Origin of the sequence: Pantoea phosphatilytica (assembly GCF_051025615.1) — a bacterium.
In the GTDB taxonomy this organism is placed as follows: domain Bacteria; phylum Pseudomonadota; class Gammaproteobacteria; order Enterobacterales; family Enterobacteriaceae; genus Pantoea.
Window position 1 is genome coordinate 243,955 of sequence record NZ_JBPFDF010000004.1, and the last position, 24,417, is coordinate 268,371.

The 24,417-nt window shown below is 56.4% G+C and carries 18 protein-coding genes and 1 pseudogene; 11 read left to right on the plus strand and 8 right to left on the minus strand.

Annotated elements, in window-relative coordinates; genetic code table 11:
- Window positions 1-177 precede the first annotated feature (177 nt).
- Together ACR6AS_RS16120 and ACR6AS_RS16125 are read left to right on the plus strand one after the other, a co-directional pair.
- The gene (locus ACR6AS_RS16120) at window positions 178-2,958 is read left to right on the plus strand and encodes a flavocytochrome c (RefSeq protein ID WP_434162997.1); all 2,781 of its coding nucleotides are present in this window, start codon (window positions 178-180) and stop codon (window positions 2,956-2,958) included.
- A 63-nt stretch (window positions 2,959-3,021) separates the two neighbouring features.
- Entirely contained in the window at window positions 3,022-3,984 is a 963-nt protein-coding gene (locus ACR6AS_RS16125) for an FAD:protein FMN transferase (RefSeq protein WP_434163000.1), read from the plus strand.
- On the opposite strand, the gene dcuR is transcribed toward ACR6AS_RS16125, so the two are convergent.
- Window positions 3,978-4,697, minus strand: coding sequence for a two-component system response regulator DcuR (gene dcuR, locus ACR6AS_RS16130; protein WP_111138453.1), 720 nt, complete (start codon window positions 4,695-4,697; stop codon window positions 3,978-3,980). The genes ACR6AS_RS16125 and dcuR overlap by 7 nt on opposite strands.
- Entirely contained in the window at window positions 4,694-6,328 is a 1,635-nt protein-coding gene (locus tag ACR6AS_RS16135) for a sensor histidine kinase (protein WP_434163003.1), read from the minus strand. Before ACR6AS_RS16135 ends, dcuR begins: the two co-directional genes overlap by 4 nt.
- Window positions 6,329-6,633: 305 nt before the next feature.
- Between ACR6AS_RS16135 and mqo the strand changes: the two genes are divergently transcribed.
- Window positions 6,634-8,283 (plus strand): malate dehydrogenase (quinone), encoded by a 1,650-nt coding sequence (gene mqo, locus ACR6AS_RS16140; RefSeq protein WP_111138451.1) that lies wholly within the window; start codon window positions 6,634-6,636, stop codon window positions 8,281-8,283.
- Between the two features lie 72 nt (window positions 8,284-8,355).
- Here mqo and ACR6AS_RS16145 read toward each other — a convergent pair whose 3' ends face one another.
- Window positions 8,356-8,667 (minus strand): VF530 family protein, encoded by a 312-nt coding sequence (locus ACR6AS_RS16145; RefSeq protein WP_111138468.1) that lies wholly within the window; start codon window positions 8,665-8,667, stop codon window positions 8,356-8,358.
- Window positions 8,668-8,859: 192 nt separating this feature from the next.
- Here ACR6AS_RS16145 and ACR6AS_RS16150 point away from each other — a divergent pair, with 192 nt between their 5' ends.
- Complete coding sequence (locus ACR6AS_RS16150; protein ID WP_111138450.1) at window positions 8,860-10,173, plus strand: MFS transporter; 1,314 nt, start codon at window positions 8,860-8,862, stop codon at window positions 10,171-10,173.
- A 117-nt stretch (window positions 10,174-10,290) separates the two neighbouring features.
- Here ACR6AS_RS16150 and ACR6AS_RS16155 read toward each other — a convergent pair whose 3' ends face one another.
- The 3 genes from ACR6AS_RS16155 to ACR6AS_RS16165 form a co-directional block, all read right to left on the minus strand.
- Complete coding sequence (locus ACR6AS_RS16155; RefSeq protein WP_434163006.1) at window positions 10,291-11,757, minus strand: pyridoxal phosphate-dependent decarboxylase family protein; 1,467 nt, start codon at window positions 11,755-11,757, stop codon at window positions 10,291-10,293.
- Window positions 11,758-11,771: 14 nt separating this feature from the next.
- Window positions 11,772-13,154 carry a diaminobutyrate--2-oxoglutarate transaminase gene (locus ACR6AS_RS16160; RefSeq protein WP_111138467.1) on the minus strand — a complete coding sequence of 461 codons (1,383 nt, stop codon included), beginning with the start codon at window positions 13,152-13,154 and terminating at the stop codon, window positions 11,772-11,774.
- A gap of 475 nt (window positions 13,155-13,629) precedes the next feature.
- Window positions 13,630-14,205 carry a TetR/AcrR family transcriptional regulator gene (locus tag ACR6AS_RS16165; RefSeq protein ID WP_434163188.1) on the minus strand — a complete coding sequence of 192 codons (576 nt, stop codon included), beginning with the start codon at window positions 14,203-14,205 and terminating at the stop codon, window positions 13,630-13,632.
- 95 nt (window positions 14,206-14,300) lie between these two features.
- Here ACR6AS_RS16165 and ACR6AS_RS16170 point away from each other — a divergent pair, with 95 nt between their 5' ends.
- The 3 genes from ACR6AS_RS16170 to cspE all read left to right on the plus strand — a co-directional run bounded on the left by ACR6AS_RS16170 (window position 14,301) and on the right by cspE (window position 17,135).
- On the plus strand, window positions 14,301-15,194 hold the full coding sequence (locus ACR6AS_RS16170) for an ABC transporter six-transmembrane domain-containing protein (protein WP_434163009.1): 894 nt from the start codon (window positions 14,301-14,303) through the stop codon (window positions 15,192-15,194).
- 160 nt (window positions 15,195-15,354) lie between these two features.
- Complete coding sequence (locus ACR6AS_RS16175) at window positions 15,355-16,551, plus strand: MFS transporter (RefSeq protein WP_293772411.1); 1,197 nt, start codon at window positions 15,355-15,357, stop codon at window positions 16,549-16,551.
- 371 nt (window positions 16,552-16,922) lie between these two features.
- Complete coding sequence (cspE, locus tag ACR6AS_RS16180) at window positions 16,923-17,135, plus strand: transcription antiterminator/RNA stability regulator CspE (protein WP_111138446.1); 213 nt, start codon at window positions 16,923-16,925, stop codon at window positions 17,133-17,135.
- A gap of 162 nt (window positions 17,136-17,297) precedes the next feature.
- On the opposite strand, the pseudogene lplA reads toward cspE, so the two are convergent.
- Window positions 17,298-18,313, minus strand: a pseudogene (gene lplA / locus ACR6AS_RS16185) (lipoate--protein ligase).
- Window positions 18,314-18,541: 228 nt separating this feature from the next.
- Between lplA and ACR6AS_RS16190 the strand changes: the two are divergent.
- The 4 genes from ACR6AS_RS16190 to ACR6AS_RS16205 all read left to right on the plus strand — a co-directional run bounded on the left by ACR6AS_RS16190 (window position 18,542) and on the right by ACR6AS_RS16205 (window position 22,942).
- A complete protein-coding gene (locus ACR6AS_RS16190) occupies window positions 18,542-19,453 on the plus strand; it encodes a DMT family transporter (RefSeq protein ID WP_111138465.1) in 912 nt (303 codons plus the stop codon).
- Window positions 19,454-19,587: 134 nt separating this feature from the next.
- Window positions 19,588-20,847, plus strand: a complete 1,260-nt coding sequence (locus ACR6AS_RS16195) for an MFS transporter (RefSeq protein ID WP_111138445.1) — start codon at window positions 19,588-19,590, stop codon at window positions 20,845-20,847.
- Window positions 20,844-21,905: a sugar phosphate isomerase/epimerase family protein gene (locus tag ACR6AS_RS16200; RefSeq protein ID WP_434163015.1), complete on the plus strand. Its 1,062-nt coding sequence runs from the start codon at window positions 20,844-20,846 to the stop codon at window positions 21,903-21,905. Before ACR6AS_RS16195 ends, ACR6AS_RS16200 begins: the two co-directional genes overlap by 4 nt.
- A 56-nt stretch (window positions 21,906-21,961) precedes the next feature.
- Window positions 21,962-22,942, plus strand: a complete 981-nt coding sequence (locus ACR6AS_RS16205) for a LacI family DNA-binding transcriptional regulator (protein ID WP_293772404.1) — start codon at window positions 21,962-21,964, stop codon at window positions 22,940-22,942.
- Between the two features lie 199 nt (window positions 22,943-23,141).
- On the opposite strand, the gene ACR6AS_RS16210 is transcribed toward ACR6AS_RS16205, so the two are convergent.
- Window positions 23,142-23,963, minus strand: a complete 822-nt coding sequence (locus ACR6AS_RS16210) for an alpha/beta fold hydrolase (protein ID WP_434163018.1) — start codon at window positions 23,961-23,963, stop codon at window positions 23,142-23,144.
- Between the last annotated feature and the right edge of the window lie 454 nt (window positions 23,964-24,417).

Consider the following 24,417-nt stretch of genomic DNA (forward strand, 5'->3'; position numbering starts at 1 on the left):
CTGGCAAATCATCAAATTAAATACACCCAATTGTTTAAAAGTTAAATAAGTAAATTTATCGCTTATGAAAGCAAAGAAAGGAGTATATTAAGTGCATGACATCGGACCACTTAATTAGGCGATAATTAGCGTCCGCTATAAAAATTTCCAGACTTTTAAATCTTGGAGTTTATCGCAATGAATACTCTCACTCCCCTCCTTAATCCCCTGACGCTTCCTGGCGGCGCTGTGCTGAAAAACCGGTTGGTGATGGCACCCATGACAACCTGTACCGGTTTTTATGACGGTACGGTCACCAGCGAGCTGGTCGAATACTATCGTGCGCGTGCAGGCAGCATCGGTACTGTGATCGTCGAGTGCTGTTTTATCGATAACCGTGGCCCGGCATTTCCGGGGGCCATTGCGATCGACAGCGATAACAAGATCCCCGGCCTGAAACGCATTGCGGACGCGATAAAATCTGAAGGCTCTACGGCGATCCTGCAGATCTATCACGGTGGCCGCATGGTCGAGCCGGAACTGATTGGCGGTAAAACCCCGGTTGCGCCCAGTGCGATTGCCGCACCGCGTGAAGGGGCGACCAAACCGCTGGCGCTGAGCGCCGACGAAGTGGAAACCATGATCACCAAATTTGGTGATGCCGTGAACCGTGCCATCAAGGCGGGGTTCGACGGTGTGGAAATCCACGGTGCCAACACTTACCTGATTCAGCAGTTCTATTCACCGAACTCCAACCAGCGCGACGACAAATGGGGCGGCAGCCGCGACAACCGTGCTCGCTTCCCGCTTGAAGTGCTGGAAATCACTCACAAGATGGCGGCACGCTTCGCGCATAACTCCTTCATCATCGGCTATCGCTTCTCACCCGAAGAGATCGAAGTGCCCGGCATCCGGTTTGATGACACCCTCTATCTGCTGGAGAAACTGGCCGCGCGCGGCCTCGATTACGTCCACTTCTCCGTGGGTCAGCTGCTGCGTCCGTCGATTGTTGATACTCAGGACCCTACGCCGCTGATCGAGAAGTATATTGCGATGCGTTCGCCGCAACTGGCAAAAGTGCCGGTGATTGGTGTGGGTGGCGTGGTGAACAAAGCGGATGCGGAGCTGGCGCTGGAGAAAGGCTACGATCTGGTGGCGGTTGGTAAAGCCTGTATTGCCTATCCGAACTGGGCCGACCGCATTCTTAATAACGAGCATCTCGAACTCTATATCGACAGCAACAAACGCGAAGCGCTGCAGATCCCGGAACCGCTGTGGCGCTTCTCACTGGTGGATGCGATGATCCGCGACATGAGCGAGTCTGGCCGCAAGTATAAAGCGGGCGTCTATCAGGAAAAAGTGGAAGCCGAAGCGCTGAAGCTGAAAATCAACGTCACGCTGGACACCGACCGTATCACCGACATCACCCTGGTTCCGGATGACACCCTGGATGTGGACTTTACTTCCACTTTTGAAAGCCTCCGTAACCGTATCCTTGTCGCCAACAGTCCACACGTTGATGCGATCACCGGTGCCACCACGCAGAGTGAGGCGCTGAAAAAAGCGGTTTCACGCGCCATGACCACCTCCAGCAAGGAACATGTTATTGAAGAGGGCGGCAATCCCAACGCACCCCAGAACTACGATGTGGTGGTGGTGGGCAGCGGCGGTGCCGGTCTGGCAGCGGCGATTCAGGCGCACGATGAGGGCGCACGCGTGGTGATCATTGAGAAGATGCCGACCATCGGCGGCAACACCATCAAAGCCTCTGTGGGGATGAACGCCGCAGAGACCCGCTTCCAGAAACTCAAAGGCATCGAGGACAGCAAAGAGCTGTTCTATGAAGAGACCCTGAAAGGGGGCCAGTTCAAGAACAATCCGGTGCTGCTGCGTGAGTTTGTTGACCTGGCACCGGAAGCGATTGAGTGGCTGGCGGATCATGGCATCGAGCTGAATGATATCACCATCACCGGCGGGATGAGCATCGACCGCACTCATCGTCCGGCGGACCGCTCAGCGGTCGGCGGCTTCCTGATCAGCGGCCTGGTGAAAAATATCAACAGCCGCAACATCGAAGTGCTGCTGGAGACCTCCGTTGAAGAGATCCTCTATGAGAATGGCGCGGTCACCGGTGTCAAAGTGGTGGATGAGTACAACGACAGCCGCATCCTGAACGCGAAAAGTGTGATTGTGGCGACTGGTGGATTCAGCGCCAACCGCGAGCTGGTGGTGAAATACCGCCCGGAACTCGATGGCTTCGTGACCACCAACCACAAAGGCGCGACTGGCAGCGGCATCGCGATGCTGGAGAAAATTGGTGCCGGAACCGTGGATATGGGCGAAATCCAGATTCACCCGACGGTGGAGCAGACCACCTCTTATCTGGTCTCTGAGTCCATTCGTGGTGGCGGGGCCATCCTGGTGAGTCAGGCCGGTAAGCGTTTCTACAACGAAATGGAGACCCGCGACAAAGTCTCCGCTCAGATTATCGCCCTGCCAGAGAAGAGTGCCTGGATCGTGTTCGATGAGCAGGTGCGGATGAACAACAAAGCGGCGGACGAATATATTGCTAAAGGCTTTGTCATCAGCGCCCCGACCGTGGCGGAGCTGGCCGTAAAACTGAACATGAGCGAGTCTCAGACGCTGGAAGCGACACTGGCCCGATACAACAACTTTGTCAGAATGCAAAAAGATGAAGACTTCGGTCGCCAGACCGCGCTGCGTCACCCGCTGAGCGAAGGTCCGTTCTATGCGATTCGTATCGCACCGGGGGTGCATCACACCATGGGCGGCGTGACCATCGACACCACCACTGCCGTACTGGACAGACAGAAACAGGTGATTAACGGTGCCTGGGCCTGTGGCGAGGTGGTTGGCGGTATCCACGGCGCGAACCGTATCGGCGGTAACGCTGTCGCCGATATCATCATCTTCGGTATCCTGGCGGGAGGTAACGCCGCGGCCTATGCCCGCCGTTAATCACCCGCCCCGGCATCCGCCTCTGGCGGGTGCCGTTTTTTCCTCTTCAGAGCAGAGTCGCCTATGTTAAACGATGTGCGTGTCTATGCTTACTCCACTGTATTAATGGGTTCGCCTGTCCTGCTTAAACTCTTCGATGATAACCCGATCCTGGCCGGTCAGGTGTTTCGCCTGATCAAACAGCAGGAGAATCTCTTCACGGTCAACCGTGCCGCGTCAGAAGTGATGGCGATTAACCATGCGGCGGGGCAGCATCCGGTGGTGGTGAGTCAGCCCGTGTTCGATTTGATCGCCTGTGCACACGCGGTGAGCCTGCTGCCCGGCAGCCTGTTTAACCTGGCTATCGGCCCGCTGGTGAAGTGCTGGAAGATTGGATTTCAGGGCCACAGCGTGCCCTCCGACGCGGCGCTGCAGGCGCGTCTGGCGCTGACCAATCCACATGAGGTGATCCTGGATGCCGACGCCCGCAGCGTGATGCTGGCCCGGCCAGGTATGGAGATTGACCTGGGTGCCATCGCCAAGGGGTATATTGCCGATGTCGTGCAGGCTTATCTGCGTCAGCAGCAGGTCAGCCGCGCCCTGATTAACCTGGGCGGCAATGTCCAGACGGTGGGTGCGCCACCCGATGAAGCGGGCTGGGCCATCGGCCTGAAAAAACCTTTTGGCGAAAAGGACGCGCTGATCGGGGTGATCGAGGTCAACAACCGCTCGGTGGTCACCTCAGGCATTTACGAGCGTTACTTCGAGCAGGATGGCATCTGTTACCACCATATTCTCGATCCGCACAGCGGTTATCCGCTGGATAACGCGCTGCTGAGCGTAACGGTGATCTCGGACCGTTCGCTGGATGGCGATATCTACACCACGCTGCTGTATGGGCTGGGCGTGGAACAGGGCATCGCCTGTCTGACCGACAAGCCGGGCATTGAGGCGATTTTCGTGACCCGTGACAGGCAGGTGATCTGCTCGTCACAACGTCACTTTTCGTTCCGGTTACTGGACACCGACTACCGGCTGGTTCACTGACAATACTGCTTCAGCAGCGTGTGATACTCCGGCTGCAGACGATAGCGATAGACCGGACGGCCCGTCACGCCGTAATGAATGCTGGTGAACAGGATATTAATCTGCGCCAGCCAGATCAGATATTTGCGGCAGGAGACGCGGGAGATATTCACCTCGGTGGCCAGCTCGTCGGTAGAGAATTCGGTCCCCGGATGCGCGTCGATCCAGAGGCACAGCGTGCGCAGCGTCTGCGGCGTTAATCCTTTAGGCAGCCGCTTCTGCTCGCTGGCACCGGGCAGATTGCCATGCAGAAGCTGATCCACGTCCGACTGCTGATAGAACTGATGATTATCCATCAGCGATTTTTTCTGCCGCCAGCCGGTGAGCGCCTCTTCGAAACGGGCAAACTGGAAAGGCTTAATCAGGTAATCCACCACCCCGTAGTTGAGTGAGGTTTTGATGGTCGCCGCATCGGCAGCCGACGAGATAATGATGACGTCAACCGGCCGTCCGGCGCTGCGCAGCTCCGGCAACAGATCGAGACCGTTCTCCTGCTGCATATAGATGTCCAGCAGGATCAGATCAACTGGTGGCTCAGCCTGCGCCAGGAACTCTTTGGCCTGCTGCAGAGTGGAGGCAGTGCCGCAGCAGGTAAAGCCGGATATCTGCCCGATATAGCAGCGATTAAGCTCGGCTACCATCGCATCATCATCGACAACTAACACATTGATCATTGGGTAATCATTCCTCTCTCCCACGGAAGTTGCACTAAGAATTGGGTAAACACACCCGGTTCCGACTCCACGCTGACGCTACCGCCCAGGCTTTCGGTCTGCTGCTTAACCAGAAACAGCCCGACGCCGCGATCGTCGCCTTTGGACGAGACGCCACGCTCGAAGATGGCGCTGAGCTGCGTGCCCTCGATCCCGGGACCATCATCGCTCACTTCACAGGCTAACCAGCCATTCTGATAGTGCAGCATGAGGTGAATTTCTCCTTCAGCCTCCGGGTCCAGCGCCTCAAGAGCATTTTCGATTAAATTGCCCAGCACCGTAATTAACACCGCGCTCTGCTCCTCACTGCCGCAGTCGGGCAGGAAACTCGCCTCATCAATAATCAGCTGATGACCTTCATCGGTCACACGATTGATTTTACTCAGCAGAAAGCCCGCGATGATTGGCGATTTAATCTTCTGCAGCAGAGAACCAATTTCGGTCTGATAGGCGTTCGCGGTTTTAAGGATATACTCTTCCATCTGCGCATAATTTTTCATATGCAGCAGGCCCAGAATCACATGCAGCTTATTCATGAACTCATGGGACCGCTCACGCAGCGCATCCACATAGTTTACCATGCCGTCCAGACGCTGCATCAGCTGGCTGATCTCGGTCTTGTCCCTGAAGGTGGTCACCGCGCCGATAATGCGCTCGCGGCTGCGCACCGGCACGGTGTTGCTGATCAGGATACGGTTTCCCAGCGTCAGCTCCTGGTCATACCAGGCTTTGCCCGCATGCAGCGCATCCTGCTGATGGCGATGCATCACACTCTCTTCAGCAATCAGATCGCCGCTGGTGGGCATCTTACGGGTGGTATCGTGCAGCAGCTGCTGCGCCGCATGGTTAATCAGGCTGATCCGTGAATGATCATCGACCGCAATCACGCCTTCTTTAATGGAATTAAGGATCGCCTGGCGCTGCTCAAACAGGCTGGAAATCTCGTGCGGCTCCAGCCCCAGCAGGATGCGCTTTAGCCGCCTGACCAGAATAAAAATGCCGACCAGCGCCACCAGGCCGCCAAAGAGACCGGTCCAGACGATATTCCAGCGGCTTTTTGCAATCTGCGCCGCCACATCGTTCAGGGCGATCCCAATCGCTACGACGCCAATCTGCTGATGCTGCGCATTGAAAATAGGGGTAAAAACCCGCAGTGCCTCCACCAGAACGCCATGATTCACGGCCACATTCTCCCGGCCACGCAGCGTCGGGTAGATATCGTTGCCAACGAAATGTTTCCCGATCACCGCCGCGTTGGGATGGGAATAGCGGATGCCCTGCATATCGGTCACCACCACAAACAGCAGGCCGTTGCGTTTGCGGGCGGCTTCTGCCAGCGGCTGGATCTGGCGGCTGCCTTGTGGTGATCCCAGGCTGCGCTGAATCTCCGGGCTGTCTGCCAGCGTGCGCGCAACTGCCATCGCCTTATCCTTGAGATGCGACTGCGCAAAGTTATCGATCTGCACAAAGTAGAGCAGATGGACCGCGACCAGCACGGTGAGGATAACCGCAGTCATCATCAGGGTGGTCAGGGTACTGAGTTTCATGGGTCGTTTCTTCACGGCATGTTGGTTCTGTGGTTGGCTTTTCATTGGCGCTCAGCACGGAGAGAGGATCGCCGGGAAACATACGCGAACTCTGCGCATCCGTACAGTTTTAGCCGTCTGCAGACGGGTGGTCGTCAGAGAACAATATTTGTGTTAGGGGATTGTATAATTCAAAGGACACCCTTAATGTGTGGTTAAAATATATGATCAGTATGGTAAGCCTTTTGTAATTAAATTAAGGCCAAATTGCTATTTTTAATTTTATAATTATTTTCGAATTAACTCATAAATAACATTCTTTTAAAATTTGAGGACTTTTTTTAACCAGTACCGTCTGAGCTGTAGATTAAATGATGAATTCAAAGAAAGTTATTCCCACCCTTTCCCTCGCGGCCTTGCTCGTTTCTTCGGCGCTTCACGCTGAAACTTCACCAGAAAAAACCGACGTCCTGTTAATCGGCGGTGGCATCATGAGCGCCTCAATGGGCACGATGCTGGAAGAGCTGCAGCCTGGCTGGAAGCAGATCATGGTTGAGAAACTGGATGGCGTGGCGCTGGAATCTTCAAATGGCTGGAATAACGCCGGTACCGGTCACTCTGCTAACATGGAGCTGAACTATACGCCTGAGCGTAAAGACGGCTCGATCGACGTGACCAAAGCGCTGGAAATCAATGAAGCCTTTATGGTTTCGCGCCAGTTCTGGACCTCCCAGATTAAAGAGGGCGTGATGCACGATCCACGCTCTTTCATTAACTCAACGCCGCACATGAGCTTCGTCTGGGGCGATAACGTTGACTTCCTGACCAAACGCTACGCTGCGCTGCAGAAAACCGCGCTGTTCCAGGGCATGAAATTCTCTACCGATCACAAGCAGATTGCGCAGTGGGCTCCGCTGGTGATGGAAGGCCGCGATCCGCAGCAGAAAGTGGCCGCGACCTGGACCCCGGTCGGCACCGACGTCAACTACGGTGAAATCACCCGTCAGCTGATCGGCAGCCTGAAGAAGAAAGATAACTTCCGTCTGGAAACCTCGTCTGAAGTCACCGATTTTAAGCGTAACGACGACAACTCCTGGCACGTCACCATCAAAGATGCCAAAAACGGCAACGAGCGTGCGGTTGACGCGAAATATGTCTTCATCGGTGCAGGCGGCGGCGCGCTGAAATTACTGCAGAAGACCGGCATTCCGGAAGCAGACAACTATGCAGGCTTCCCGGTCGGTGGCTCCTTCCTGGTGACCGAGAACAGCGCAATTGCCGATCGTCACCTGGCGAAAGTCTACGGTCAGGCATCAACCGGTGCACCACCGATGTCCGTGCCGCACCTGGATACCCGCTACCTGGATGGCAAACGTGTCGTACTGTTCGGACCCTTTGCGACCTTCTCGACGAAGTTCCTGAAAAACGGTTCCCTGTTCGATCTGCTGAGCACCACCACCACCCACAACATCGGTCCGATGACCAATGTCGGTATGGATAACTTCGATCTGGTGAAATATCTGATCGGCCAGGTGATGCTGAATGATGAAGATCGCTTTGAATCGCTGAAAGAGTACTATCCGGACGCGAAGAAAGAGGACTGGAAACTGATCCAGGCCGGTCAGCGTGTGCAGATCATCAAGAAAGACGCCGATAAAGGTGGCGTGCTGAAACTGGGCACCGAAATTGTGACCGATCAGCAGAAAACCGTAGCAGCCCTGCTGGGTGCTTCTCCAGGTGCCTCCACCGCCGCGCCTATCGCGTTAAACGTGATGCAGAAACTGTTCCCGGAAGAGTTTAAATCCGCTGAGTGGCAGGCCAAAATTCACAAGATGGTTCCTGGCTACGGTCAGAAACTGAATGACAACGTGCCGTTGCTGCAGCAGGTGTGGAATGACACTGCTGCGACCCTGCAGCTGACCACGCCGCCGGTGATTAACATGGATGGCAAAACCGCCGAGGCACCTGCCGCGCAGGCTCAGCCGGCTGCGCCATCAGCGAAGCACGACATGGCGCTGTAATCGCGACCTGACGTAAAAAAAGCCCGCACGGTTAACCGTGCGGGCTTTTTTATTGTCTGCGTTTCCGGCCCGTTACGCCGGCTTGCCGCCGCGCCAGTTCCCCCAGGGATCCTCTGCGGCAGGCGTATCCGCCTTCTTTGCAGGCGCAGTCCGGGGTGCGGTTTTCCCCTCTAACGACGCGAGATAGAGCGCCTCGACCTCGGCCCGCGCCCAGGGCGTGCGGCGTAAAAACTTCAGGCTCGACTTCACGCTGGGATCGCTCTTAAAGCAGTTAATATTGATCCGTGCTGCCAGCTCCGCCCAGCCATACTGCGCGACTAAACGGTTGATCTGCATCTCCAGCGTTACGCCATGCAGAGGATCTTTTGAGGTGTGTGCGTTCATCATCTGTCCATCCGGTTCACTTAATGCCGCACATCCTGACGATCGTTGCGCCGTTGTGCAAGGCGCAGCGGTGAAAAAGGGGCCATTGCGGATTTTTATGTGTCCGCGATAACGCCGCGCGCAGGCGGGCGCGCAGGTGTCCGGCGATTATGCTAATCATAAACCGGTGATGACACTGAAAAAGGAACCGTTATGCATGAACCCGCTGATAACCTGTTGAGTGCTGCCCGGCGCAGACGTGCGTTGATTGCCGGTTCCGTGGGTAATTTTATTGAGTGGTATGAGTTCGCGGTTTATGGCTTCCTCGCCACCGTGATTGCGCAGAACTTTTTCCGGCTGGAGGGCGAGTCTGCACTGACCGGGCTTCTGCTGACCTACGCCTCCTTCGCCATCGCCTTTTTCTTCCGGCCGCTCGGCGCCGTCGTTTTCGGCAGGATGGGGGACCGCATCGGACGTAAGCCCACGCTGATCTTTGTTTTAATTATGATGACGCTGGCAACCGCCGCTATTGGCCTGGTGCCTCCCTATGCGCAGCTCGGCGTGCTGGCTCCGCTGATCGTCACGGCACTGCGCATTCTGCAGGGGCTGTTCGCCGGGGGCGAGTATGGCGGGGCGGTCTCCCTGATGACGGAGTTTGCGCCGCGCGGCAGGCGGGGCCTCTATGGTGCCTGGCAATCTTTTACCGTGGCGCTGGGGCTTCTGGCCGGAGCGGGTATTGTCGCGCTGCTCTCCGTGCTGCTGACCCCGGAACAGATGCTGAGCTGGGGCTGGCGTATCCCGTTCTTTATGGCGCTGCCGATGGGGGTGCTGGCGCTCTGGCTGCGGGTGCAGATGGAGGAGACCCCGGCCTTTATCGGGCAGCAGGCGCAACCTGTGCGGAAAGTGCAGGCCAGCCTGGGCGACACGCTGAAAACGATTCTGCTCGGTATCTGCCGACTCATGGTCTGGTCAGCAGCCGGATACACCTGGCTGGTGATCATGCCGACCTATCTGCAGGCCTCACTGCACACCGGTTTTAACCAGGCGCTGCTGATTGCGGTGATCTCAAACCTCGGCTTTGCCAGCACTATCCTTCCCGCCGGAATGCTGAGCGACAGAATAGGGCGCCGGAGGGTGATGGTTACGGCGGCGGTGCTGCTGCTGGTGCTCTCGCTGCCGCTGCTTAACGTTCTGCAATCGACCGAAACCGGGCTGCTGCTGAAAGCGCTGGTGGTTTTTTTTGCGGGTGGCGTAGTGGGGCTGCTGGCCGGGCCGGGGCCTGCGATGCTGGCAGAGATGTTTCCGACGCAGGTGCGTTACACCGGGCTGGGGCTGGCCTATTCGCTCTCAAATGCGGTTTTCTCTGGCTGTGCCGGATTAATTATCACCGGACTGATTAAAGAGACCGGTAATCCTGACATTCCCGCCTGGTATGTAATGGCGACGGCGCTGGTGAGCATTGTGGCGCTGATGACGCTGAAGCGGGATGATCATCTGCGGCAGCTGGATGAGCCGCCCGGGCGTTAAAGCAGAACCCGGACAGAGTCGTGTGAATTTCTCCCGGTTAACCCCGAGCGACGACCCCTAAAAAAAGGATAAAAAAAACCAGCCAGGCGGCTGGTTTTTTTAGCGGGGAACGGAGGGTTACACCAGCTGCTGTGCGGTGGTTTCCACCAGTGCCAGTAACACTTTGATATCTTCCAGTGTCACCGTCGGGTTCAGCAGGGTCATCTTCAGGCAGGTTACGCCATCGTACTCGGTCACGCCGACGTTAGCGCGGCCTGACTCCAGCAGAGCATCACCGATACGCTGATTGAGCAGGGCAATATCTGCGCTGCTCAGATGCGCCAGGTGCGCCGGACGATAACGGAACAGCACGCTGGCCAGCTGCGGGGTCATGACCAGTTCCAGCGCAGGCTGCTCGTCTACGTACTGCGCCACCTGTTGCGCCAGCGTCACGCCGTGATCGATGATTTCGGCATACTGCTTCTGACCCAGCGCTTCAAGGCCCATCCACAGCTTCAGCGCATCAAAACGGCGGGTCGTCTGCAGCGATTTCGATACCAGATTCGGTACGCCCTGCGCTTCATCGAACTCTGAGTTCAGGTAAGCCGCCTGGTAGCGCATCAGTTCATAGTGACGCGCTTCCTTCAACAGGAAAGCGCCACAGCTGATGGTCTGGAAGAATTGCTTGTGGAAGTCCAGCGTAATGGAATCCACCCGTTCAATACCGTCCAGATAGTGACGATACTTCTCAGAGAGCAGCAGTGCGCCTCCCCATGCCGCATCGACGTGCACCCAGATGTTCTCTTCTGCCGCCAGCGCCGCGATGTCGCGCAGCGGATCGATCGCACCGGCGTCGGTGGTCCCGGCCGTTGCGACAATTGCCAGAACGTTTTCGCCATTGGCTTTGGCTGCCGCCAGTTTGTGGCGCAGATCGTCCATATCCATGCGGGCAAAGCGATCGCACTTCACCTGAGTAACGGACTGGTAACCCAGACCGAGCAGCGCCATATTCTTCTGAACGGAGAAGTGCGCGTTCTCTGAACAGAAGACCTTAATCTTTTTCAGATCGCCGGTTAAGCCATCCTGCTGAACAGAGTGACCCTGACGGGCAAACCAGGCGTCGCGCGCCAGCATCAGACCCATCAGGTTACTCTGGGTGCCGCCGCTGGTGAAGACACCGGCATCACCCGGCTGATAACCGACCTGGGTACGCAGCCACTCAATCAGCTTCATCTCAATCAGGGTAGCGGACGGTGCCTGATCCCATGAATCCATGCTCTGGTTGGTGGCGTTGATCAGCACTTCCGCCGCCTGGCTGATCACCAGGCTCGGGCAGTGCAGATGCGCTACGCACTGCGGGTGATGGACCGACAGGCTGTCTTTGAGGAAGTACTCAATGGCGCGCTCAATCGCGGCCTGGTTGCCCAGGCCCTGAGGATTGAAGTCCAGCTGGATACGCTCACGCAGCTCTGCAACGGTTTTTCCCTGATACATCTCAGGTTGTTCCAGCCACTTAACGACGGCCGCACTACTCTGGGCAATCGCCTGCTGGTAGGCCTCGGTGCTCTGCGCTGAGGCCGCCAGAATCGGGTTTAACCGGGACATTGCATTCACTCCACTCAAACTGGTTGTACGCCAGCTGACAGCAGGGCGTTTTCAAATTTATCCATAAAGACGTCCAGTTCTGCATCTGTGATCAGCAGGGAAGGCAGCAGACGTAATACGCTGCCGTGACGTCCGCCACGCTCCAGAATCAGGCCGTTCTCAAAACATTTTTTCTGCACCAGCGCAGAGAGATCTCCATCTGCCGGGAAGCTGCCCATGTGATCGGCAGGTTCATGCGGTTTGACCATCTCAATGCCGAGCATCAGACCCAGACCACGCACGTTACCGATGACCGGGTAGCGCTGCTGCAGTTCACGCAGTTTGCCTTTCAGCATTTCGCCCTGAGCTGCGACTTTGTCCGCGATGTTATTGTCTTTCAGCAGCTTCAGCGTGGTCAGGCCGGTCGCCATCGCCAGCTGGTTGCCACGGAAGGTCCCGGTGTGATGACCCGGAGACCAGGCGTCGAACTCTTTCTTAATACCCAGAACCGCCAGTGGCAGACCACCGCCGACCGCTTTCGACATCACGATGATGTCAGGCTCAATGCCTGCGTGTTCAAAGGCGAAGAATTTACCGGTACGGGCAAAGCCCGCCTGAACTTCGTCGAGGATCAGCAGAATGCCGTGCTCTTTGGTGACTTTACGGATGCGCTGCAGCCACTCAGCCGGAGCCGGATTGACGCCGCCTTCACCCTGAACGGCTTCCAGGATCACCGCCGCAGGTTTACGCACGCCGCTTTCCACGTCGTTGATCAGGTTATCGAAGTAGTAAGTCAGCGCCTTCACGCCCGCTTCGCCACCGAGGCCCAGCGGGCAGCGGTATTCGTGCGGGTAAGGCATGAACTGCACTTCCGGCATCATGCCGTCAACCGCTTCTTTTGGCGAAAGGTTGCCGGTTACGGAGAGCGCACCGTGTGTCATGCCGTGGTAGCCGCCAGAGAAACTGATGATACCGCTACGGCCGGTCACTTTTTTCGCCAGCTTCAGCGCAGCCTCAACCGCATCCGCGCCCGATGGGCCGGTGAACTGCAGGCAGTACTCTTTGCCCTGACCTGGTAAGACGGAGAGCAGGTACTCAGAGAACTCATCTTTTAACGGTGTGGTTAAATCCAGAGTATGTAACGGCAAGCCGCTGGTAATGACATGTTGAATGCTCTGCAGAACGTCTGGATGGTTATGACCCAGTGCCAGCGTTCCGGCACCGGCAAGACAGTCGAGATAGCTATTATTCTCGACGTCGGTGATCCAGACACCCTGTGCCTTCGCGATCGCGAACGGCAGTTTGCGCGGATAACTTCGAACGTTTGATTCAAATTCAGCCTGACGGGCCAGATAGGTTTCATTAGTTGCGTTTGCGTTTTGAGCATTCAAACTATCAATACGGACTTTATCCGTCATCATATCTCTCCTACAACCGAAACGGCTAAGGCGTCCCAGTTGAATAAATGAATGTTAAAAAAGGTCTGTGTTTAAAGCGCGGCCAATATAGGGTTTTTTAGGGTCTGACTCAATCTTTAATTTTATCGGTGAAAAAGGGATTCTTTGTTATATGAATCAATCAGTTGTTGAGTTTGTAACCGCAGGTATTGCACACGCTTTACAGACATATTTCCAATAAGTGGCGAAAAAACACCAGCTTACCCGATTCGCGCCGCGTCAGATCAAAGATAATAATCTGTGTAAACAGCTGTTTCCGGAGAAAAGGCTATAAAAAAGCGGCCGTTTCAGAGAGAAAAAATATATGCCGTTTCCGCTGATAAAGTCGCACTCACCGGCGGTAAAAACCGCAGATTAATTAAAATAATAAACCTTATATTAACATTTAATTAAAATTCGCTCAGATCCTGAACGCCACTCTCCGGTTTAAACCGGCTTATGACAGACACTGTTCAGCAAAATGATTCAGGTCCGCCAGCGCCTCGCGCACTTTTGCTTCGGAGGCGTTAATCGTCAGTAAATCGGCGTAGCCATTTAACATGGCGCTGATTTGTCTGGCGGTGCGGGGAATATCCGTACAGCGCAGGCTGCCCTCTGTGACGCCGTCACGGATGATCGTCTCCATCAGCGTCTGCCACAACTGTGTCATCTCTTCGGCCAGTACCGCGTAGGGCTCATGGTGTGCCGCCATCTGCCAGAACGAGGAATAGAGCTGCCAGGTCGTATCCGGCGCACTGGGCAGATGGCTTTCAAACAGCACATCCAGCCGCTGGCGCGGCGTCAGGGGCTTCAGGGAGTCCGCAAATTCCTCAAAATCCACCCGCATAAAGCGATCCAGCGCCGCCAGACAGAGCGCCTGCCAGTTACTGAAATAGTGGTAGATATGGCTGCGCGAGATGCCGACCGTCTCAGTCAGCTCACGGGTCGTCACTTTTTCGATCCCTTTTTCAATAAATAATCCGATCGCCGCATCCAGGATTTTTGTTCTTAATGCTTCTGCTGACTCTTTCATCATCACACTCACGTTGACTTTGAGCAACTGCTCAAATAGACTGCTTTTCGAACTTGAGCAACCGCTCAAAAATAATCATAACAGAAACAGAAAAAATGCACTCCCTGAAACCTGTCCTGCCCGTTGCGGCTCCCCGCAGCGCCATTCTGACATTAAAATCGCTGGGCCGTCTTCACAGCCGTAAGCTTATCCTGACGCTGCTGCTGGTGGTGGCGGAAAACGTCATGTACCTGCTTTATCCTCTGCTGGCGGGGTTCGCCATCAACGCGATCGTCGCCGGCAAAACCTGGCACGCGGTGCTCTATGCCGTCATGGTGTTCACCATGTGGGCTATCGGTGCGGCGCGACGCAGCGTGGACACCCGCACCTTTGCGCGGATCTATGCCGCGCTGGCGGTGCCGGTGATCGTGACGCAGCGCAGCGAAAACCAGAGCGCCTCCACCATTGCTGCGCGGGTAGCCCTGTCACGCGAGTTTGTTGACTTTTTCGAGCAACATCTGCCGGTACTGATTACCTCGCTGGCCTCCATGACCGGCGCGGCGGTGATGCTGCTGGCGATCGAGTTCTGGACCGGCGTGGGCTGTCTGGCGATTCTGCTGTTCTTTGCCTGCTTTCTGCCTGGCTTTACCCGGAAAAACGATCGTCTGTTTGGCCGGCTGAATAACCGGCTGGAGAAAGAAGTGCGCTTTGTCAGCAGTGCCAGCGCCACATCACTGAATCGTCACTATGGCGTACTGGCCAGTCTGCGGATCCGCCTTTCCGACCGTGAAGCCCTGGGCTATCTGGCGATCGGCAGCGTCGCGGCGCTGATGTTTGCGATTACCATCGCGGCGATGTCCCGTCGTGGTGGCATTGATGCGGGACATATCTATTCGGTAATGACCTATATGTGGATGTTTGCCATGAGCCTGGACGATGGTCCGCGGCTGCTGGAGAAATATTCGCAGCTGAAAGACATCGGCCGCCGGGTGAATACCGGAACTTACTGACAGGACTAAGCCGGAGCAATGTGTGCGCCAGATCACATAAATGGATTGCGAAGCGCCGCCTGAGTTTTTATAGTCTGAACGCTGTTGCCGGATGAGAATGCGTTTTACTTTTCTTTCCGGCTCACTTCTGCTTTTACCTTCAGGCCATTGGGAATCCATTTTGTTAAGAGAAAATCATAAAACCGACGCTAGCGGTTTTGTCGGCTGGGCATTGCTCGCCCTTGCGCTGGGCGGCTTTGGCATCGGCACGGGCGAGTTCATCATGATGGGTCTGCTGCCGGATGTGTCACGCTCTCTGGCGATCACCGAGCCGCAGGCAGGCAACGCTATCGCCGGGTATGCGCTGGGTGTGGTTGTGGGTGCGCCGGTTATTGCTGTGATGGCAGCGCGCATGGCGCGAAAAACCCTGCTGCTGATTCTGATGGCGCTCTTCAGCATCGGCAACGTCGCCAGCGCGATGGCCGACAGCTACCACAGCCTGCTCGTGGCGCGTTTTCTGACCGGTCTGCCGCACGGTGCTTACTTTGGCGTGGCGTCGCTGGTGGCGGCATCGCTGGTGCCGGTTGAACGACGGGGCCGCGCGCTGGCGTCACTGATGCTGGGGCTGACAGTGGCAACGCTGATCGGTGTGCCGCTGGGCTCGTGGATCGGACAGCTCTTCAGCTGGCATGTGGTCTTCACCTTTGTCGGCGCGATTGGTCTGCTGACCTGCCTGCTGATTGGCCGCTATGTGCCCTACACGCCCGGCGATGCAGAAGCGCATCCGCTGCGTGAACTCGGCGCGCTGAAAAATGCTCAGGTCCTGCTGACGCTGCTGGTCGGCGCGGTCGGATTCGGCGGGATGTTCGCCATCTTCAGTTATATCGCGCCCACGCTGATCAACATTGCGGGGCTGTCGCCTGCACTCATCCCGTGGGCAATGGTGGCGTTCGGGCTGGGGATGATCATCGGTAATCTTGTCGGCGGTCGTCTGGCCGATGGGTCAGTGCTGAACATCATTGGCTGGACGCTGCTCTGGAACGTACTGGTCATGCTGGCCTTCCCGGTGCTGGTTCAGCATGTGGCGACCGGACTGCTGGCGACCTTCCTGATTGGTACCTGTTCGGTGCTGTTGCCGTCGCTGCAGATCCGCCTGATGGATGTCGCCAACGACTCGCAGACCCTGGCGGCCGCGATGAACCATTCGGCGCTGAACATCGCCAATGCCATGGGCGCGTATCTGGGTGGCCTGACTGTGTCGCTGGGCTATGGCTGGCTCTCCACCGCCTGGGTGGGCGTGGCGCTGGGCGTCGGCGGTCTGCTGGTATTCGTGATGACGGCGCGACATGCCGCCCGTCAGCAGGCGCAACTGGCCTGATCGCATTGGCGGGCAGCGGTATGATCTGACGCTGCCCGCTCACACGCATGGCCCGACCGTTCAGTTAGGCTTATCGATTTTTCACACCAGAAAATGAAAAGGGCTGGCATATCAGCCACAGCATTCCGGACGTCTGGATGTTAAAAATAAATTAAAATAATGTTAGCTAACGCGGTTTGTCTGTGTTCTTATAGCGTCATCGGTTTGGAACACAGACCTTATCAACGCCGTTTTAGTCAAGCAGTCCTCAGTGCAAGCGATATCTCAAGATACCCCTTCTTTGTGAGTCTCCTCCTAAAATCCTGGTAAGTAACCTTCTGGAAGACAGGCCATCTCTGCCACGTCGTGGCTCATTAATTAAGGAAGTATCGATGTCGAATAAAATGACTGGTTTAGTAAAATGGTTTGATGCGGGTAAAGGCTTCGGTTTTATCTCTCCTCAGGATGGCAGCAAAGATGTCTTTGTACATTTCTCTGCTATTCAGACCAACGATTATAAAACGCTGGACGAAGGTCAGCAGGTCGAATTCACGATTGAAAACGGCGCTAAAGGGCCTTCAGCGGCAAACGTCGTCCCGATGTAAGACATGACCGATCGGGCTTACGATAGCGATGACGGGAACACCCTGAGCAGTGAAGCCTGAAACGGATAATGACAAAAACCCGCCCTGTGCGGGTTTTTTGCATTCTGGCCTGGGTAAAGGCGGCCAGAGGGCAGCGCGAGGCGGCCTGTCTGGCCGGCGGGATTAGCGCAGGCTGTTAATCAGCCACTGCTGTAATTCAGTCAGCTCCGTCGCCTGCAGCGGAAAATCGCGTATCAGCTGATGTAATACCGGTTCGAGCGCATCCGGCCTGTAGGTCACACCCTGCAGACGCTGCGCCAGGGCTTCCAGCGGCGCAGGATTCAGGCTGTCGCTGAAGATCTGACAGCGGCTGATCACCCCGCGTTCGACATCGAAGTGGATCTCCACGCCACCCCAGACAAAGCGCTGGTCCAGCAGGTGTGAGAAGTCTGGTGCCTGGCCGAAATTCCATGCCCAGCTACGCTGGCGCGCAAACTGCGCGGTAAAACCTGGCAGGTCGGGCAGGGCGTCCGGTGAGATAAATTCCGGTTCACAGCGGGCACCAAAGTGGTCAAAAAACGCCTCTGTGATGGCCTGACAGACAGCCTCATAGCGGATATCTGGCATCAGTTCGGCGAGATGGGTGACACGGGCGCGTACGGAAGTGATCCCTTTAGCCTGCAATTTTTTCGCGTCAGGATTCAGGTAATCTGCCAGCCGCGACAGGTCGGCGTTAATCAGAATGGTGCCGTGATGAAAACCGCGATCGGGTGTTTCGCGGTAGGCTGAACCGGAGATTTTGCGCCATCCCTCCGTAGTGTTGACCACCAGATCGTTTCGCCCCGACGCCTCAGCCACAAGTCCGGTCGCCTGAAGTGCCTGCAGAATAATGTGGGTTGAAACGCTTTTATCGTAGTCCGGTTTGCCGGCCATGAAGGTTAAACAGCAGTTGCCTGTATCGTAAAACACGGCGCCACCGCCGCTGCTGCGTCTCGCCAGCCGGATATTATCCTCAGCCATACGTCGGGTATTGCACTCTTTCCATGGATTCTGCGCCCGCCCGATCACCACGGTCTCCGCGTTACGCCACAAAAACAGTACCTGCTGAGTGGCGGGCATCTGCCTGAAATGCACTCTTCGACCGCCAGATTAAACCAGGGATCGTGAGATTCAGATATCAGTAAACGCAGCGCAGGCATTGGGCTCCCCATCATTCGGCAACGCCCCGGAAGCCGGGCAGAAGGCAGAGTGTGCCAGCCGGGTCAGCAGGCTGCGTGCATCTTCATGCCGTGACGCCATGTAAAAAAAAGATAAAATGCCGTCCGCTGCGCAATCGCGGCAGATTGCAGCAGAGCATTATGCCAGTATGAAAGGTAAGGATGCTGATTCCGCTGTGTATTTTCCCCAATCGAGAGACAACAAACCTGATGAACGCTTCTGCTGGCATCGCCATGAAGATAACCGCTGCGCTGAGTTCCACGCTGATGCTGGCCTGTGTGAAAGGACTGGATGGCACAATACCGGTGGGCGAAGTGATATTTTTCCGTTCGGTGCTGGCGCTGGTGCCATTGTTGATCTGGCTGCGTTTTCAGGGCAGCGTGCTGGACGGGATCCGCACCCGCAATATTCGCGGTCACTTCGTGCGCGGCCTGGCCGGAACCGGCGGCCTTTACTTCAGCTACCTGTCGCTGCTCTATATCTCCCTGACCGACGCCACCGCTATTAACTATGCCGCGCCACTGTTTACCGTGCTGCTGGCGGCGCTGCTGCTGCGGGAAAAAGTGCGTCATCATCGCTGGGTCGCCGTGTTTACCGGGTTCAGCGGCATTCTGGTGATGTTCTCCGGCCACCTCACGCTGACGCGTCAGGCAAGCTTCTCGCTGTCATCATCGTTGGGTATCCTGCTGGCACTGATGGCCGCATTCTGCACCGCCTGTGCGCTGGTTCAGATCCGTTTCCTGAACGGTAAAGAGAAGCCGGGCGCTATCGCATTCTGGTTCGCGGTGACCACGGCACTGACGTCGCTGGTCACGCTGCCCGGTGGCTGGAAGGTGCCGCACGGCAATCAGCTGGCGCTGCTGATAGGGTGCGGCCTGCTGGGCGGCATCACCCAGATCCTGATGACCCTGAGTCTGCGCTATGCCGAAGCCTCACTACTTGCCCCGTTCGATTACACCACGCTCCTCTGGTCGGTGGCGGTGGGGTATCTGCTGCTGGGTAATCTGCCAACCTCAACCACCCTCATCGGGGCGGCGCTGGTGGTCACTGGCGGCCTCTATTCAGTATTGTATGAGCGTTACCGGTATCGTAAAGCGCAGGTCGTTAACATTCCAACCTGAGACAAGAGTGCGCGTTGAGCAGTTAGTTGCGTAAGGTTAATAATTTGTGATCGGGGCGCAGGAAACCTAGGCAGTAATCGATTACTTTATTGTCAGACAGTAAAAGTAATCGATTACTTATCCGTGAGGTTTCTATGATTGCGACGGTTCAGCAGAATGCAGGCCAGCGGGTGCAGCATAAGCTGCTGGTGCCGCGCCTCTCTCTGATGATGTTCATGCAGTTCTTTATCTGGGGAAGCTGGTCGGTGACGCTGGGGCTGGTCATGACCCGCCACAACATGTCGCTGCTGATCGGCGATGCTTTCTCAGCAGGGCCTGTCGCCTCGATTCTTTCACCGTTTGTGCTGGGTATGCTGGTGGACCGCTTTTTTCCTTCGCAGAAGGTGATGGCAGTGATGAATCTGGCGGGCGCGGCGATCCTCTGGTTTGTGCCGCAGGCGCTGATCGCAGAGAACGGTGCGCTGCTTATCGCACTGCTATTTGGCTACACGCTCTGTTATATGCCGACGCTGGCGCTCTCAAATAACATCGCTTTTCACAGTCTCGCCAGCAGTGAGAAGAGCTTTCCCATCGTCAGGGTCTTCGGCACCGTTGGCTGGATCGCCGCAGGGATCTTTATCGGCGTCACCGGCGTGGCTGACAGTGTCGCGGTCTTCCAGCTGGCGGCACTCTGTTCGGTGCTGCTGGCTATTTACAGTCTGACGCTGCCCCATACCCCGGCACCCGCCAGAGGTTTGCCGCTGAAAGTCCGCGATCTCTTCTGTGCGGATGCCTTTGCGCTGCTGCGTCTGCGCCATTTCATGGTCTTTGCGCTCTGCGCCACGCTGATCTCCATTCCCCTCGGCACATATTACGCGTTTACAGCTTCCTGGCTGGCGGATGCCGGTATTCCTGAGGTGAGCACGCTGATGTCGCTGGGTCAGATGTCAGAAATTGTGTTTATGCTGATTATCCCGCTACTGTTCCGCCGCTTTGGGGTCAAAATCATGCTGCTGATCGGTATGGCTGCGTGGTTTGTCCGCTATGCCCTGTTTGCGCTGGGTATGAGTGATGAGACGCGCACACTGATCTACCTCGGTATTCTGCTGCATGGCATCTGCTATGACTTTTTCTTTGTGGTGGGATTCATCTACACCGACAGGATCGCCGGAGAAAAGGTGAAAGGGCAGGCGCAGAGCATGGTGGTGATGTTTACCTACGGCGTGGGCATGCTGCTGGGGTCGCAGATTTCGGGCGCACTCTACAATCATCTGGTTGCCGGTCACGCCAGCGCGCAGAGCTGGGCAACATTCTGGTGGATCCCTGCTGTTGCCGCCGCGCTGATCGCCACTGTTTTCTTCTTTTCGTTCACCTACCGCGATCCGGCGTTAGAAGAACAGAGGAGCCGCCGATGAAAACCATTAAAGGACCGGGGATCTTTCTGTCGCAGTTTATCAACGACCGGCCGCCTTTTAATACGCTGGCGGGTCTGGCAGAGTGGGCCGCCGGGCTGGGCTATCGCGCGTTACAGATCCCCTGTCATCAGCCCGCCATTTTTGACCTCGAACAGGCGGCGGTGAGCCAGACTTACTGTGATGAGATACGTGATGTGCTGGCGGAATTCGGGCTGGAGATCAGTGAGCTTTCGACGCATCTTGAAGGACAACTGATGGCGGTGAATCCCGCCTATGACCTCGCGTTCGATAACTTTGCGCCAGCGTCGCTGCGGGGCGATCCTGTCAGGCGTACCGAATGGGCTGTCGCCACGCTGAAACGTGCGGCGGCGGCATCTGAAAAACTGGGGCTGCGTGCCCACGCCACCTTTTCCGGCTCGCTGGCGTGGCCCTGGTTCTATCCCTGGCCGCCGCACCATGAGGCGCTGTTCAATGAGGCCTTTGCGGAGCTGGCGCGCCGCTGGCTGCCGGTGCTGGAGACCTTTGATCAGCATGGCGTTGATCTCTGTTATGAGCTGCATCCCGGCGAAGACCTGCATGACGGTGTCACGTTTGAACGCTTTCTGGAGGCGGTGAATCAGCATCCACGCTGCCATATCCTGTATGATCCCAGCCATCTCTTTTTGCAGCACATCGACTATCTGCAGTTTATCGATCTTTATCATCCGCACATCAGAGCCTTTCACGTTAAGGATGCCGAGTATCAGCGCAACGGGCGCAGCGGCGTTTATGGCGGCTATCAGCCGTGGCTCTCACGCGCCGGACGCTTTCGTTCGCCGGGGGATGGTCAGATCGACTTCGGCGGTATCTTCAGCAAGCTGGCGCAGTATGAATTCAGTGGCTGGGCCGTGCTGGAGTGGGAGTGCTGCCTGAAGGAGGGGGAAACCGGCGCGCGTGAGGGGGCGGCATTTATTCGTAACCATATCATTCCGGTGTCTGACCGGGCATTTGATGATTTTGCCTCAGCCGGAAACGCCACCGGCATCCGGCATCAGCTCGGTCTGGACCGCGACGCCTGAGGCTGCTGGCCATCTTCAGAGGGGCTGGCATTGCACAGGTTAACAGAAGGAACGCTATGTCTGTTCAGAAGATTGCGCAAATGGCGGGTGTTTCTGTCGCCACGGTTTCCCGGGTGCTGAATAACAGTGACCGCGTAAAACCGGCGAATCGCCAGAAAGTGCTCGCAGCAATTGAAGAGAGCCACTATCAGCCTAATCTGCTGGCGCGCCAGCTGCGGACCGCGCGTAGCTCGATGATTCTGGTGCTGGTGTCTGACATCTCAAACCCGTTCTGCGCCGAGGTGGTTAAAGGGATTGAGGCGCAGGCGGAGAAAAATGGCTATCGCATCCTGTTGTGTAACTCAGGTGCGGATATCGCGCGTTCGCGCTCCAGCCTGCAACTGCTTTCCGGCAAGGTGGTGGAGGGCATCATCACCATGAATGCCTTCGACAGGCTGCCTGAGCTGAGTGCGCTGATTGGTGAGGCACCCTGGGTTCAGTGCGCTGAACATGATGACAGCGGGCAAATCGCCTGCGTCGGCATTGATGATGAAGACGCTGCGCAGTCGGTAGTGCATTACCTGGCCGGAGGGGGACGACAGCGCATCGCCTTGATCAATCACGATCTTCGCTATCGCTATGCCCGCCTGCGGCAGCAGGGTTACATCACTCAGCTTAATAAGCAGCAACTCTCCTGGCAGGCCATCGCCTATGCCAGCGAGCTGAGTTTCAGCGCCGGGAAGACAGCCATGCAGCAGCTACTGGCTGACAGGGTGCAACCGGATGCGGTGTTTGCCGTCTCGGACACGCTGGCAGCCGGAGCCATGGCGGCGATTCACCAGGCGGGGCTGCGGACACCGCAGGATATTGCCGTGGTGGGTTTCGATGGCAGCGAACTGGCTGAGATGATGTCACCGCCGCTGACGACGCTGGCTCAGCCTTCGCAGGCGATTGGTCGCCGGGCCTGCGAGCTGCTGCTGCAAAAAATTGCTCTGCCGGATGTGCCGCCGCAGTGCGTGATCATGCAGGGTGAGCTGGTGGTGCGGGCCAGCAGCTGAACATCACCTCTTTAGTTTCTCTTCAGGTCACTGTGGCTGTTCTGCATTTGCCTGTTATCCGGGCGGAAGTAAAGAAGGGCGGTGACATGCTCAGATCAGTATGCCGTGAAAGGTGGGTGTATCTTTCTTTATCATCGCAGCTGACCTCTGCTCAGCCTTAACACAGCACTGCGCGGCTTTCACCGCGCAGTTTTCTGCCTCACTGCGCGTTCAGAAACGCCAGCAGATCCTCATTCAGCTGCTCCTGATGTGTGACTACGAACCCATGCGGCGCATTGTCATAGACTTTGAGTTCAGCTCCTTCGATCATCTCTGCGGCAACCTTACCCGTCGATTCAAACGGCACGACCTGATCGTTGCTGCCGTGGATCACCAGCGTTGGCACATTTACTTTGGCGACGTCAGCACGGAAATCGGTTTCTGCAAAGGCAGTCACGCAGTCGACGGTGCTCTTCAGCGAGGCCAGCAGCGCGATGTTCAGTGTCTGCGCCATCACCCCATCAGACACGGTCTGTCCGGCGTTGGTGCCATAGAAGGGGGTGGCGAACTCTTTGATGAACTGCGCGCGATCCTTCAGCAGGCCAGCACGAATTTCCTCAAACACCGACATATCCACCCCCTGCGGGTAGTCAGCCGTTTTACCAAAGAGAGGCGTGACGGCACCCAGCAGCACCAGCGCCGCGACGCGATCGCTGCCATAGTTGCCGATGTAGCGTGTGACATCGCCGCCGCCCATCGAGAAGCCGACCAGTGTCACATCCTGCAGATCAAGATGGGTGATCAGGTCATTGATGTCAGAGGCAAAGGTATCGTAGTTATTGCCGTTCCAGGGCTGATCGGAACGACCGAAACCGCGCCGGTCAAATGCAATTACCCGATAACCCTTGCCGGCCAGGAAGTTCATCTGGCTGTCCCACATATCGGCATCCAGTGGCCAGCCGTGGCTGAACAGGACCGGCTTACCGGTTCCCCAGTCTTTGAAGTAGATCTGTGTGCCGTCTGTCGTTTTAAAGGTACTCATAATCTTGCCCTCTGTATGACGTGATGAATGTGGCGCTGTTACCTGCAGGCAGCACCTGATGACGATTCCGGGATTGAGATTCACCCCGTTCACCTGCAACTTACCGTTGAAAGCGGAGGCGGGTGTCTGCGCGCGGTCCGGCTGCTGACCTCTGCTCCGGAACCTGAATGTCAAACCGCTGATAATATGTGCAGCGTCCCCCGGCATGAGCCTGTTGGCCATGTTTCATAGAGACGAAAAAGACCTGTGCATCATCAATAGTAATCCGCTATTTGTAATTCACCATGACAGGGGCATGTCAGCGTTGCACTGGGTCACCCCCGTTACGGCAGATTTCAAAGCGCGCATGTTATTACTCCTGATAGTTACAACATCCTCTTAAAGGTAAGGATTACCCCTGCCTGACCCCCGACGTCGGTAAAGGCTTAACAGAAAAACAACCCAAACCGCCTCT